The organism is Streptomyces sp. NPDC048441, from assembly GCF_043200235.1.
Taxonomy (GTDB): domain Bacteria; phylum Actinomycetota; class Actinomycetes; order Streptomycetales; family Streptomycetaceae; genus Streptomyces.
Map to the genome: position 1 here is coordinate 682,193 of NZ_JBICXM010000001.1, position 12,449 is coordinate 694,641.

Consider the following 12,449-nt stretch of genomic DNA (forward strand, 5'->3'; position numbering starts at 1 on the left):
GGATCCGTGACCGCGAGGGTGCGCGGTGGGGACAAGGAACCCATGCTCTTACAAAACGGATAATACCGGCGTACGCGGAGGAATGCCGAATGGATCTTCGTGACTATGTGCAGGTACTGCGTCGGCGTTGGCGGTTCATCACCCTTTGCGTTCTCTTCGGCCTGTGCGTCGCGGGCCTGGTGACGTTGTTGATGCCTCGCACGTACACCGCGAGGGCGCAGCTGTTCGTGGCCACCAGTGACAAGGACAGTTCCAACGCCTATCAAGGAGCCCTCTTCACACAGCAGCGGGTCAAGTCGTACACGCAGATCGTCAACAGCCCGGCTCTGCTTGGTCAGGTCGTGTCCGATCTTGGCCTGCACATGACTCCCGAGGCGCTCTCCCAGCACATCAGCGCGACCGCCCCTCTCGACTCCGTACTGGTCGACATCCGGGTGAGCGACAGGTCACCGAAGCAGGCGCAGAAGATCGCCGACGCGACTGCCGTGCAGTTCACCAAGTTCGTGGCCGGAATCGAGCAGCCATCGGCGGCCGGCACGCCTCTGGTCAAGGTCAGTGTCGTCGGGCCGTCCCAACTGCCTACATCGCCGACGAGCCCGCACGTATGGCTCAATCTCGCGATCGGCCTGCTGGGCGGCCTCGTTGTCGGTGTCGCAGGCGCCGGTGTGCGTGAATCGCTCGATACGACGATGCAGACCGAGAGTGACGTCAGTCGCTACACCGGCCTGGCCACGCTGGGGGTCATCCCCGTGGAACAGAGTCGGGGGCGCCCGCCCGTCCTGCCCGGTACCGGCCCTTCGGGCAGTACCGAAGCTGTCGCCCAGCTCCGCACCAACCTGCAATTCGGTTCCGGTGGGCAACTGCCCCGCTCCATCGTCATGACGAGCGCGGAGCGGGACGAGGGCAAGGCCGCTACCGCGATCGATCTCATGATGAGCCTGGGCCGGGCGGGACAGCGGGTCGTCCTCGTCGAGGCCGACTTCCGCAAACTCTCGCTCGCCACCCGTCTCGGCCTCGCGGAGGGGGCCGGCCTCAGTAGTGTGCTGACCGGTCAGGCCACCCTGGCCGATTGCCTCCAGGACTTCGAAAGCCCGCTGACGCGGATCCTGCCGGGCGGCCCGACAGTGGCCAACCCGAGTGAACTCCTGGCCTCCCCCGAGATGACGCACGTGTTGCGCGCCCTCGAGGCGGACGCGGACGTGGTGCTCCTGAACGGCCCGCCCCTGCTTCCGTTCACGGACAGTGCCGTACTCGCCGCCGAGGCGGGCGGGGCCCTCCTCGTCGTCCGCGCGGGGCGGACCCCGCGCGGTGCGGTGCAGCGCGGTCTTGACAAGTTGACAGCTGTCGGGGCAACGGTGCTGGGTGTCGTCCTCACCACGGCGTCCCCCATGGGCCGTCGCCACCGTTCCGCCCCGGCCTCCCCCGCACGATGACGACACCGCGCGCGGCTGCGCTCGTCCTGGGGATCGCCGCACTTCTCTCCGTGATTCCAGCTGTGGTGGCACTCGTCCGGGCCCGCAAGCATGGCGACTGGGAGCTCACCTCGACCTTGGTCTTCCTCGTCGGAGCGCTGGGCATCCTGCCCGCGGTCACGTACGTGCTCGTCGCGGGCCGGCCCCAGCGCCTGGATGCCTTCGGCGATGTCGTGGCGGATCTTCCGGGGTGGGTCAACCGGATCGGGCAGCTGACCAACGCCGCCCTCCTCGGCGCAGGTGTGCTCTTCGTCTTCCTCCGGCTTGCCGGCGGTCGCGCGAAGGTCAACGTCGCGCCCCTGATCGCCCTCCTGCTGGCGTTGCTGCTCGCGTTCTCCGACGGCCTTGACGGGCGTCAGCTCTTTGCTCCGCGTCAACTCGCCCTGCTGGCGGTTCTCCTGGCGGCCAGTGTCGCCCGTCCCGGACGCCCGGCATTCCTGGGTGCGGCGGCCGTCGCCGTACTGCTCACGCTGGTGAGCGGGATCGAGGCGCTGGTGGCTCCGGACCATGTGTTCCGTGTATGCCGGACGGACAAGTGCAGCCCTTTCGGCGCGCTGTACACAGGGGTCCTGACGAACGAGAACATTTTCAGCCTGCTGCTGGTGGTGTGCATCCCGTTCATCTGGATGGCCGTGCGCGGGCGGGTGCGCCTTCTGCTGGCCTGCTACGTGGCCTTCGTCGTGATCGCCACGGGCAGCCGCTCGGGCGAAGTGGCGGCGATCGCCACGCTGCTCCTCCTCGTCCTGATGCGGCCCAAGCTCCCTGAGGGCACTGAACGCCCCCGGCACACGCCGGCTGCGATAGTCGCCGGGGGCGTGCTCAGTCTCTGCGCGGTAGCTTTCGCAGGCCTCCTCCTCCCTTTCACCGTGGCGGCCGGTGGCGGACTGGGAGGACGGGCCTACATCTGGAGCGTCGCCGGAGAGCAGCTGTCCAGATCACCGTTCATCGGCTTCGGCGCCAACGCCTGGACGGCGGCCTCCCCCCAGTACGGGGTCCCGAAGGCCCTCACCCCCACGTTGCACAACGAGTGGATCGATGTCCTCTTCGCCGGCGGGCTCATCGGGCTGAGTCTTCTGGCGCTGCTCCTGGCCTACATTCTGCTGCGCGGTGGTCGCGCCAACGTGGCCGTCGCCTGTTGCGTGCTGCTGCCTGTGCTGCTCAACGCGGCGCTCGAACGACCCTGGTCCTTCGGCATCAGCGATTCTCTGAGCTTCGCCCTCGTCGCCGCGACGCTGGTTCCCGGAGCGGTTGTGCTCAGGCCAGCAGGTTCTCCAGCGGCCGCAGAGTCTCTTCCCAGGCCAGTTGCCGTGCCTGCTCGTACGCCTGGTCACTGACCGACTGCCACGCCCCTTCCTCGCTGAGCCCTCCGATGACGGAAAGGAAGGTCTCTTCGGTGTAGGTGACGGATCCATGGAGCAGGTCCAGGTAGCGCCGCCACGCCGGGACCAGGACGGGCAGTCCGTGGGCGAGGTAGTGCAGATGCTTGGCCGAGAAGCCCTCCTGGCGCAGCAGGTCCTGGCTGCACGTCACCAGCCCGAACTGGTACTGACGCAGGACATCGGGGGAGGCGTATCCGCGGTAGTTCAGCCCCAGTCGCGGATCGGGCGGAGGGCCGCCATAGACATCGATGTGCGGGTAGCGCGCGGACAGCCTCGCGAGGAGGGGTACGTCGATGAACTGCGAGCTCAGAGACCCGAGATAGGCCACCCGTGGCGGATCGCGGAACCGGGCGCGGTCTGCCGAGGGGGTGCAGCCCCAGTTGAGCTGTGTCAGGTTGCGCCCACTGATGCCGTAGTGCTCGACGGCGTAGCGCGCGTACGACTCCCATGAGAAGGAGAGGTGGTCGACCTGTTCCAGGAGCTTCGACTCGGTGCGGCGGAACTTCTTGCGCTGCCGGTCGGTCAGCCGGCCCTCGAAGAAGGCCTCGTCCGCCCAGGGGGTGGGACAGTCGTAGAACGTACGGGCCGAGGTGGCAGAGCTCAGCACCCCGGCGTCGTACGGCGTGTGGCAGATCACGAGGTCGAAGTCGTCGAGCGGCAGGCTCGACGTCAGAATGGAGCGCCGCAGCCGGTAGTCCGTCATCAGTACGTAGTACGAGAGATGGCGTCGCCCGAAGCTCCACCCGCGGGTCCACAGCTTCGATGCGGCCTCGTTCGCATACAGAGCGAGTTTCGAGGGGCGCAGACTGCCGGGAAGCTTCCACCCGAGGGAGCCAGGGGCGTCGGACGCCCGACTGAGACCGTAGGTGTCGACGACGGACACGTCGTGTCCGAGGTCCCGCAGGAACTGCTGGATTCCCAGCGGCCTGACGCTGTTGGCGAATCCGTCGAGCTGGCAGACGATCAGAACTCGTTTGGGGTGCTCGGCCCGCCTGTGCACCGTCATCTTCGCTCTCCTCCTTCTTCCAGTACTTCGTCAGCGATGGCCGTCGGGACGGGTGGGGGAGGGGCCCGGACACCGAGTGCGGCGGCGGTGGCGAGGCCGGCGAGGACCGGGACTCCGGCCAGTAGCGTGGGCAGCACGCCGTGCCATCCCAGACGCGTGACCAACAGCTCGCCGACGGCGGTCACCACCACGCCGGCTCCGGTCGCGGCGGCCCAGTGTCCAGGGAGCCGCTGCTCGTGCAGATCGGACACCCGCCGGCACAGGACAACGAAGTAGAGAGAGCCGGCCAGCAGCCCGATCGTGGTGGCCAGGACGACGCCGGTGACCCCGAACAGCAGGGCCAGGGGCACGGTCAGCGCAAGGTTCACCAGCGTCGAGCACCACGAGTACCGGGTCTCGAGACCGGGGCGCCCGATCGCGCGCACGAAGCAGGTCCTGATCCCTGTGAGCGCGACCTGGACGATGTAGCCGACGAGGAGGACAGCAGCCACCACGCCGCTGAGCGCCAGCCCCTCACCGAGCCATGTCCGGACCGCGAACCAGACCGCGGTGAGGGTCACCGCGCCGTAGGCGAGTGTGACAGGCAGCCAGTTCCGTTGAAGGGCATGGAACTCCCTTGTCGCACCGGCCAGTCCGCGTTCGGCGAAAACGCCGGTCATCCGGGTGAGGAGCGGCGGGAAGGCGTAGAGCGGCAGGCTGCGCAGGGCGCTTGCCACCTGGTATCCGGCGGCGTAGATCCCGACATAGCGCACGGGGAGCATCGCCGCGATCACGAAGGCGTCGATCTCACCGTTGAGGAAGACCGTGAAACCCGACAGCTGCATACGGAAGGCGTAGCCACCGAACTCTCTGCGCACCGACTTTCCCGGCAGCAGTGGGCGCCGGACGGACAGGTGCCGCGCTCCCAGGCAGAGACCGGCGGTCAGCAGGAGCGCGTACCGCCCGGCGGCGACGGCGGCCAGCGCGGGAAGGCTTCGTCCCTGGCCGACCACGAGTACGACGGCGACGGCGTAGACCAGGCACGAGCCCACGGTGGCCGCGGCCAGGCGCCGGAACTGGGCGTTCGCCTGGAGCAGAGCGGTGGCCGAGTTCGAGGCCAGCGCGAGGGTGAGCAGGGGCCCCAGCCAGAGCAGCAGGCCCTGTGCCTCACTCTGCAGGCGCGGCGGAATGTTCAGCAAGGTCACCAGGTGGGGTGCCGCCGCGAAGCACACCCCGGTGACGACCGTGCCAAGACCCACGAAGACCGCCAGCGATCCGACGACGAGCCGCCCCGCTCCGTCCGAATCGCCCCGCGCGCCGTAGACGGCGTGGAAACGCGCCAGTGAGGCGCCGACCCCGCCGTCAAGGACCGTGAGGGTTGCCAGGAAGATCAGCAGAAGTGACCAGACGCCGAACCGCTCAAGACCGAGATGGTGGACGAGGAACGGGGTCAACGCGAAGTTGGCCAGCAGCGGGGCGGCTTGGGCGATGGCGCTGTAGCTCACACCGGAGACGAGACCGGCGGGGGAGCCGCGGTGCCGGACGGACGGCATCACGGCACCCGATCCGTCCTGATCGCCTGCCACATCGCCTTCGCCCTGGACTGGTCGAGGTACAGCACGCTCTGCTTCCCCTCCCAGCCGGAGCTCGCGATGGGCGCCGTGACGAAGGTCGCGTGGTCGGAACTCAGGTGCCGCAGCCCCAGGGCCAGGTCGCGGAGCTCGCCGTTGGACATGGTGTCGTCCACGCTCACCGCGTGGGTCAGCGCGTCGATCATGCGGTGGGTCTTCAGCGGGTCGGTCACGCTGATCTCGCCGCGGACCTTGGCCAGCAGGCTGTGCAGGAACTCCTGCTGGTGCTCGATACGGCCCCGGTCGCCGCCGGGCAGACCGTGGCGCTGCCGTACGTAGGCCAGCGCCTCGGCGCCGTTCATCGTGTACGTGCCCGCCTTGAAGTGCCGGTCCTGCTCGGAGTCGTAGGAGGCGGTCGGGACGGTGATGGTCACGCCGCCGACCTTGTCCGTCAGGGACTTGAATCCGTGCCAGTCGATCACCGCGAAGTGGTCGATGCGGACGCCGGTGAGTTTCTCGACGGTGTTGACGAGCAGCGGTGGGCCGCCCCAGGAGAACGCGGCGTTGATCTTCGCCTTGCCGTGGCCGGGGATCGTCACCCAGGTGTCGCGCGGGATCGAGACCGCGTACGAGGTCTTGCGGTCGGCGCTCAGATGCACCAGCAGGATCGAGTCGCTGCGCTGGGCGCCCGGCTTCCACACCGGCGCCCTGCTGTCGCTGCCGGTGGTCGGCCGGACCGAGCGGCTGTCGACTCCGGCGAGGAGGAAGTTCTCCGCGCCTCCGGTTCCCTGCACCTTTCCCGGACGCTGCTCGGAGGGGATGTCGGGGAGGGCGTGCGGGATGCGCTGTACGTGGCCGGCATAGTGATTCGTGCCCCACCACACGCCACCCGCCCCCAGCGCGAGTACGCCGAGCAGGGCCGCCAGCGCCCAGAGAAGGATCCACCGGGCCCTTGCGCGACGGCGGTGCGGGCCGGTGGGCGTACGGGGCGGCCAGGTGGGCCAGGTGCGCCGCGCGGACATCAGAAGCCGTCCGGGTACGGCTCGGTCAGCGCCCGCGGGGCGGTGGCCGGCGACGACGGGAAGCTGGGGAGCAGGCCGGCGAGCACCTGGCGGGTGCCGGCCGGGTCATTGTGCTCGGCGGCGGCGTAGAGGTCGGGAAGCCGCTGCCGCAGCTGTGCAAGAGCGGGACACGAGGCCTGGCTCGCGGCGAAGATCCGCGGATGGGAGGTGCGGGTGCAATCCTCCTGCTCCGAGAACAGCGTCTCCTTCAGCTTCTCGCCCTGGCGCAGGCTGGTGAAGCGGATCTGCGGATCCGGCATGTTGAGCGACCGGGCGAATCGGTGGACGATGTCGACGATCTTGACCGGATCGCCCATGTCGAGGACGAACACCTCGCCGGAGGCGGCCATCCGGCCCGCCTCCAGAACGAGCCCCACGGCCTCCTCGACCGTCATGAAGAACCGTTCCACGTCGCGATGAGTGACCGTGACCGGCCCGCCGGACGCCAGCTGTTCGGCGAGCACGGAAAGCAGCGAACCGCGGCTGCCCAGGACGTTGCCGAAGCGGACGGCGGCAAGTTTCGTCGGACTGCCGGCGTTGGCCTGCACGGTCAGTTCGGCCAGCCGCTTCGTCGCACCGAGCACCGAGACGGGGTCGGCCGCCTTGTCGGTGGAGATCAGGATGAAACGCTCGGCTTCCGTCGCCAGCGCCGCCCGGATCAGATTCTCGGTGCCGAGCACATTGGACTTCACGCCCTCGCAGGGGTGGCGCTCGAGCAGCGGGAGGTGCTTGTGGGCCGCCGCGTGGAAGACCACCTGGGGGCGCAGCTCACCGAATACCTGGTCGATGCGGGCACGGTCGCGGATGTCGGAGATCACGATGTCGTCGTCGCGGAGCGCGTCGCCGTACAGCTCCAACTGGAGCCGGTGCAGGTTCGACTCGTCGTGGTCGAGCAGGAACAGCCTGCTCGGTTCGAAGCCGCGTACCTGGCGGCACAGTTCGCTGCCGATGGAGCCTCCGGCGCCGGTGACCAGCACGCGCTTTCCGGCGATGATCGAGCGCGCCTCGGGGCTGACCACGTGGATCTCCGTACGGCCGATCAGGCGCTGGACGTCCAGCGACCGCATGTCGCTGCCCACCACGTCACGGCGGAGGGCCGCGATGAAGGAGGGCAGGTAGCGCACGCCGGCGCCCGACACTTCGGCGGCCCGGGTGACCTGACGGAATCGCTCCGGGCTCAGTCCGGGGATGGCCACCACGACCTCCTCGACGCGGTGGGCGAGCGTGACCTGCGCGGTGTCGTCAAGGCTGCCGAGGACGGGCAGGCCCGCCGTGCCGCGCTTGGCCGGGTCGTCGTCCACGAAGCCCACCGGCACGAGTCCGAAGCCCGGCGCGCCGAGCAGATCCCGGGCGAGCGCCTGTCCGGCTTCGCCTGCTCCCGCCACCAGTGTGCGCAGTCCGGTGTGGCGCTCCGGCCGCCCGGACAGTCCCGGCCGCACCGGGTGGGAGGCCGGGGCGCGCCGGGCGGGAGCCAGCCGGGTGAGCTCGGCGCAGACCCGGTCGACCGATTCCTCCCCGAGCCCGGGGTGCATGGGCAGGGACAGCAGTTGCGGGAAGAGTTCGTCGGCTCCCGGCAGGCCGCCGGGCGGGGTGATCGTGGCGTGCTGGAAGTACTCCATGTGGTGCAGGGGGATGAAGTGCACGGAGGTGCCGATCCGGCGCTCCGCAAGGCGTTTGATCAGCTCGTCGCGGCTCATCTCGAATTCGTCCTGGACCCGCACCACGTACAGGTGCCAGGCGTGGCGGCCCTGCGCGGGGCGGGCGGGGAGCAGCAGCCCGGGTACCTGCCGCAGGGCGTCGTCGTACTGGGCGGCTATCGCCTCGCGTCGGCGCTGCCAGCCGTAGAGGTGGTGCAGCTGCGCGCGCCCGATCGCCGCCTGGACATCGGTCATATTGGCCTTCAGGCCCGCCTCCTCGACGGTGTACTCCCAGTCACCGTCCGGGGTGTTGCGCCGCCAGGCGTCGGCGGACATCCCGTGCAGCCGCGCGCGATGGATCCATGCGGCGATCTTCTCGTCGTCGGTGGTCACCATGCCGCCCTCGCCGACCGGCAGGTTCTTGGTGGCGTAGAAGCTGAAACAGGTGGCCCCCGAGAGTGCGCCGACACGGCGGTCGTCCACGAAGGTTCCCAGGGCGTGGGCAGCGTCTTCGACGACACGGGAGAGGGGCAGTCCGGCCGCCTCGGCCAGCTCGGCCAGTGGTGCCGGGGCGCCGGCGAAGTGCAGGACGATCATCGCGGCCGGCTGACCGCAGGTGCGGGCCGCGAGGGCGACGGTGGCCGGGGACGGCATACCGGTCCGAGGGTCGACATCGACCAGCGCGGGACGGAGCCCGGCATGGATGATCGCCTCGGCCGCACCACAGAAGGTCAGCGTCGGCACCAGGACCCGGCTCTGCGGTGGCAGTCCCAGCGCGCGCAGTGCCAGCTCGATCGCCGCGGTGCAGGAACTCACCGCGACCGCATGCCGAGCCTGCACGTATGTGGCGAACTCCTGCTCGAACTGCGCTGTCTCCCGGCCGGTGGTCACCCAGCCCGAGGCGAGGACGCGCTGAGCTGCCTGCTGGGCCTCCCGGCTGATCACGGTGGACGCGAAGGGCACGCGCTGCTGCGCGGCGCCGGACATGCCGTCGATACGGAGGCCGCGGGGCGGATTCTGGAGACGATGGATCGTCATCACGTTTTCCTTAGTCCTGCGAGCCGTGGAGGCAGCGCGAACCGGGGCGCGGTCTTGACTCCGTCGACGTAGAGCTAGGCGGATGCCGCGGATGCGGTGCGCTCGAGGGACCCGATGGAGTGGACTCGGGTGAACCGGCCCTTCTCGGCTGGGATGCCCTTAAGTCGTATACTTACGCCGTATATATACATATAACGCTCAGCTGTCGATGAGGTCAAGCGATGACGAAGAATGCGGCAGGACGTACGTGGCTCTGCCGTGTTCTGAAAAGGCGCCCTCGGCGTGCCTACGATTGAGGGAGAAAGGGCTCAGGGGGACTGATACCGGCGCCGTCCCGTGCTGCGGGCGACGGTCGTCGTCAAGCCATCAGGAGCAGTCATGACGTGGAGTATTTCGGGCAACTACCTGGCTGGTTGCTCATGCGCAGTGGTCTGCGGGTGCGCGGTCGACGCGATGCCGCACGACCCTCAAGGACGCGAGGAATGCCTCGGATGCACCGCCTTCCATGTGGCCGAAGGGAACCTGGACGAGGTGGACCTGTCCGGCGTGGACTTCGCCCTGTACAACCAGTTCCCCTCTCATCTGACCGCGGGTGACTGGAAGGTCGGCTTCGTCATCGACGACGGCGCCAGCGATACCCAGGCCGACGCGCTCGAACGCATCGTGTCCGGGCGCGAGGGCGGCGCGTTCGGTGAACTCTCGCAGTTCTTCGGCGAGAACCTGGGCGTGGAGAGGGCGAGCATCACCCTCACGGACGGGGAGAAGCCCCGGCTCAGCGTCGGCGGGAGGACCCAGCTCGAATTCGAGCCGCTGCGAGGACCCGACGGGGGACCGACGAAGGTGAAGAACGCGATGTTCGGATTCGCGCCCGAGTTCACCATCGGCACCACCACCGGCAGCTCGCAGGCGTTCGGCCTGACCTTCGAGCCGACGTACGGCGAAGTGTCCGACTACACGTTCTCCAGCGAACAGGCCGAGGGCGCACCCACCGGGCGGTAGCGGCGCCGAGTGCCGTGTCGTCGTACCGGACCGGCACGGGAGGAGGCACGCAATGCCTCCTCCCGTGCCACCGCCAGCCTCAGAGCCTCAGGGCCGACATCTGGTCCATCGACGGACCCGGCATCTGAAGGCCCGGCAGTAGCCAGTCCTGGAACGGGGCGAGCACGGCCAGTACGAGGAAGGCGACGCCCACCGCCCAGCTGAGCCAGGGACCGCCGCGCCACAGCTTCTCCAGGAAGATCACCGCTGCCAGTCCCGCCATCGCCGCCACGTTCATCACGCCGAGCGGGATCAGGACGATCATCAGCCCCCAGCAGCAGCCGACGCAGTAGAGCCCATGGTGCGCGCCCACCCGCAGATCCTTCGCCCACGGCCGGAACCGCGCATAGCGCAGCAGTTGGAACATCGGGCTGCGGCAGTGCCGCAGACAAACCCGCTTCAAGGGCCCGAACTGCTGCACTCCCGCGAGCAGGAACGCGCTCGCACCGATCCAGCGCCCCGCCTCGGGGTGAGCGTCGACCAGGTGCCCGGTCACCGCAAGGGCCCCGTACACGAGCAGCCCGAACCCGGCCCAGGCCAGCAGGTAGCCGCCGACGAATTCCGTGAGGCGCAGCGCACGGAGGCGACCCGCGGTGCTGCGGTTGATCGCCTGTACCCAGGTGAGAGCCACGGGTGCCAGCGACGGCAGCATCATCGCCGCCATCATGACCACCCACAGGAGGAGAAAGAGCGGGAGCGCCAGGCCCATGGTGCCCGGCCCCATCCCCATGTCCCGGGACTGCCTGGCCGTGAGCACCCACGCCAGAGCGGCGATCAGGGCCAGGAGAGACCAGCCGACGGCCAGGTCACGCCGGGGCAGCAGAATCCCCGGGCGGGTGGGCTCCGGTGGGGCGAGCCGGAGATGTGGCATGACAGGCCTCCCAAGGACGCCCGCCGCTCCGGTGGCCGCGACGAGCACTCCGAAGACATCTCCAGCTGATCACAGAACCGCAGGCCTCACGACCCGTGGGTCGGCCCCTTTCGGCTTCGGCGGCACTTCGCTTTCGCGTCGGCGGGGCGCACCCTGGAAGTGACGCCGCTCCGTGGTGGGGGAACGGTGGGGGAATGGTGGGGGGAGAGGATGAGTGAGATGGCCGAGCAGACCACCAGCAGCCCGCCCTGGCGTGTGGCCGGCGACTGGTTCGACACCTGCAAGTGCGCCATACCGTGCCCGTGCACATTCGCCCAGCCCCCGTCCGAGGGCGATTGCGAGGGAGTGCTCGCCTGGCACATACGTGAGGGACGGTTCGGGGATCTCCGGCTCGACGACCTGAATGTCCTGATGCTCGGGTCGTTCACCGGCAACGTGTGGACCGGCGAGCACACGGACCCGTACGCCGCCGTCTTCGTCGACGAGCGCGCCGACGGCCGGCAGCGCGCCGCACTCGGTGCCATCTTCGGCGGGGAGGCCGGTGGCTGGCCACAGCAGTTCGTCGAGGTCCTCGGACCCGAGGTACGTGGCATGGACGTCGCTCCGATCATCATCGAGGTCGACGAGGACCTGGGGTGGTGGCGCGCCGAGATCCCCGGCCGGGTAACCGCCCGTGCCGAGGCCCTCACCGGTCCTACCACGCCCGAGGGGGCGCGGGTCCAGGTCCACAATGCGCCCGGTGCCGAGGTGGGCCCGGGGCAGATCGCCACCTGGGGCCGGTCCACCACCGACCAGGTCGACGCCTTCGGCTTCAGCTGGAGCCGAAGCGGCAAGTCCAGCAAGTACTTCCCGTTCGATTGGAGCGGCCCCGACTGACGGGCTCCGCGCCCGCGGAGATCATGCGGACCAGGGGCGCCAGTCGGTATCCGTACGCCGCGTACCCGATCCTCAGACGCGCTCCAGGACCACCACCGGGATCTCCCGGTCGGTCTTGGTCTGGTACTCGTCGTAAGCGGGCCACACCGCTGCCATGGTCCGCCACATGCCCGGCTTCTCCTCCGGCGTTGCCGTGCGCGCGCGGGCGGTGAAGCGGTCGCCCTTCACCTGCACATGGGCCTCGGGATCCGCCTCCAGGTTGCGGTACCAGAGGGGCGGCGCGTCGGCACCGCCGTTCGATGCCACCACGAGCACCGCGTCACCGTAGGGCTGGTAGATCAGCGGAGTGCTGCGCTGCTCACCGCTCTTGCGGCCGGTCGTGGTGAGGATCAGTACCGTGGCGCCCTGCCAGTCATGGCCTTCCGCGCCGTCGGTCTCCACGTAGCGCTTCACATGCTCTTTGCCGAACAGCATCTGCTGTCTCCTTAGTGCCGGTTGTCCTCATGCGTGAGTGTCGGTGT

Annotated in this window: 10 protein-coding genes; 4 read left to right on the forward strand and 6 right to left on the reverse strand. The window is 69.1% G+C overall.

Annotated elements, in window-relative coordinates; all coding sequences use genetic code 11:
* Nucleotides 1–89 precede the first annotated feature (89 nt).
* Together ACGFSB_RS03045 and ACGFSB_RS03050 are read left to right on the forward strand one after the other, a co-directional pair.
* On the forward strand, nt 90–1,433 hold the full coding sequence (locus ACGFSB_RS03045; RefSeq protein WP_393393119.1) for a polysaccharide biosynthesis tyrosine autokinase: 1,344 nt from the start codon (nt 90–92) through the stop codon (nt 1,431–1,433).
* Nucleotides 1,430–2,806, forward strand: a complete 1,377-nt coding sequence (locus ACGFSB_RS03050) for an O-antigen ligase family protein (RefSeq protein WP_393393122.1) — start codon at nt 1,430–1,432, stop codon at nt 2,804–2,806. The genes ACGFSB_RS03045 and ACGFSB_RS03050 overlap by 4 nt, the downstream gene beginning before the upstream one ends.
* Here the strand turns inward: ACGFSB_RS03050 and ACGFSB_RS03055 are convergent.
* Genes ACGFSB_RS03055 through ACGFSB_RS03070 form a run of 4 tightly spaced genes read right to left on the reverse strand, consistent with a single transcriptional unit; the run spans nt 2,727 to nt 9,143 of the window.
* Nucleotides 2,727–3,857 (reverse strand): hypothetical protein, encoded by a 1,131-nt coding sequence (locus ACGFSB_RS03055; RefSeq protein WP_393393125.1) that lies wholly within the window; start codon nt 3,855–3,857, stop codon nt 2,727–2,729. The genes ACGFSB_RS03050 and ACGFSB_RS03055 overlap by 80 nt on opposite strands.
* A complete protein-coding gene (locus tag ACGFSB_RS03060; RefSeq protein ID WP_393393127.1) occupies nt 3,854–5,422 on the reverse strand; it encodes a lipopolysaccharide biosynthesis protein in 1,569 nt (522 codons plus the stop codon). The genes ACGFSB_RS03055 and ACGFSB_RS03060 overlap by 4 nt, the downstream gene beginning before the upstream one ends.
* Complete coding sequence (locus ACGFSB_RS03065) at nt 5,389–6,429, reverse strand: LCP family protein (RefSeq protein WP_393393129.1); 1,041 nt, start codon at nt 6,427–6,429, stop codon at nt 5,389–5,391. Before ACGFSB_RS03065 ends, ACGFSB_RS03060 begins: the two co-directional genes overlap by 34 nt.
* Nucleotides 6,429–9,143: a DegT/DnrJ/EryC1/StrS family aminotransferase gene (locus ACGFSB_RS03070; RefSeq protein WP_393393132.1), complete on the reverse strand. Its 2,715-nt coding sequence runs from the start codon at nt 9,141–9,143 to the stop codon at nt 6,429–6,431. The genes ACGFSB_RS03065 and ACGFSB_RS03070 overlap by 1 nt, the downstream gene beginning before the upstream one ends.
* 378 nt (nt 9,144–9,521) lie before the next feature.
* On the opposite strand from ACGFSB_RS03070, the gene ACGFSB_RS03075 reads away from it, so the two are divergent.
* On the forward strand, nt 9,522–10,142 hold the full coding sequence (locus tag ACGFSB_RS03075; protein ID WP_393393135.1) for a DUF1326 domain-containing protein: 621 nt from the start codon (nt 9,522–9,524) through the stop codon (nt 10,140–10,142).
* Between the two features lie 79 nt (nt 10,143–10,221).
* Here the strand turns inward: ACGFSB_RS03075 and ACGFSB_RS03080 are convergent, their stop codons facing one another.
* Nucleotides 10,222–11,052: a DUF2182 domain-containing protein gene (locus ACGFSB_RS03080; RefSeq protein ID WP_393393138.1), complete on the reverse strand. Its 831-nt coding sequence runs from the start codon at nt 11,050–11,052 to the stop codon at nt 10,222–10,224.
* A 219-nt stretch (nt 11,053–11,271) separates the two neighbouring features.
* Between ACGFSB_RS03080 and ACGFSB_RS03085 the strand changes: the two genes are divergently transcribed.
* Nucleotides 11,272–11,928: a DUF1326 domain-containing protein gene (locus ACGFSB_RS03085; RefSeq protein WP_393393140.1), complete on the forward strand. Its 657-nt coding sequence runs from the start codon at nt 11,272–11,274 to the stop codon at nt 11,926–11,928.
* Nucleotides 11,929–12,000: 72 nt separating this feature from the next.
* Here the strand turns inward: ACGFSB_RS03085 and ACGFSB_RS03090 are convergent, their stop codons facing one another.
* Complete coding sequence (locus ACGFSB_RS03090; protein ID WP_393393142.1) at nt 12,001–12,402, reverse strand: nitroreductase family deazaflavin-dependent oxidoreductase; 402 nt, start codon at nt 12,400–12,402, stop codon at nt 12,001–12,003.
* Nucleotides 12,403–12,449 lie beyond the last annotated feature (47 nt).

What these genes read in the sequence shown, in the direction of transcription:
- ACGFSB_RS03045 (WP_393393119.1), top strand. Translation starts at nt 90, where the DNA reads ATGGATCTTCGTGACTATGTGCAGGTACTGCGTCGGCGTTGGCGGTTC.
- ACGFSB_RS03050 (WP_393393122.1), top strand. Translation starts at nt 1,430, where the DNA reads ATGACGACACCGCGCGCGGCTGCGCTCGTCCTGGGGATCGCCGCACTT.
- ACGFSB_RS03055 (WP_393393125.1), bottom strand. Translation starts at nt 3,857, where the DNA reads ATGACGGTGCACAGGCGGGCCGAGCACCCCAAACGAGTTCTGATCGTC.
- ACGFSB_RS03065 (WP_393393129.1), bottom strand. Translation starts at nt 6,429, where the DNA reads ATGTCCGCGCGGCGCACCTGGCCCACCTGGCCGCCCCGTACGCCCACC.
- ACGFSB_RS03070 (WP_393393132.1), bottom strand. Translation starts at nt 9,143, where the DNA reads ATGACGATCCATCGTCTCCAGAATCCGCCCCGCGGCCTCCGTATCGAC.
- ACGFSB_RS03075 (WP_393393135.1), top strand. Translation starts at nt 9,522, where the DNA reads ATGACGTGGAGTATTTCGGGCAACTACCTGGCTGGTTGCTCATGCGCA.
- ACGFSB_RS03080 (WP_393393138.1), bottom strand. Translation starts at nt 11,052, where the DNA reads ATGCCACATCTCCGGCTCGCCCCACCGGAGCCCACCCGCCCGGGGATT.
- ACGFSB_RS03085 (WP_393393140.1), top strand. Translation starts at nt 11,272, where the DNA reads ATGGCCGAGCAGACCACCAGCAGCCCGCCCTGGCGTGTGGCCGGCGAC.
- ACGFSB_RS03090 (WP_393393142.1), bottom strand. Translation starts at nt 12,402, where the DNA reads ATGCTGTTCGGCAAAGAGCATGTGAAGCGCTACGTGGAGACCGACGGC.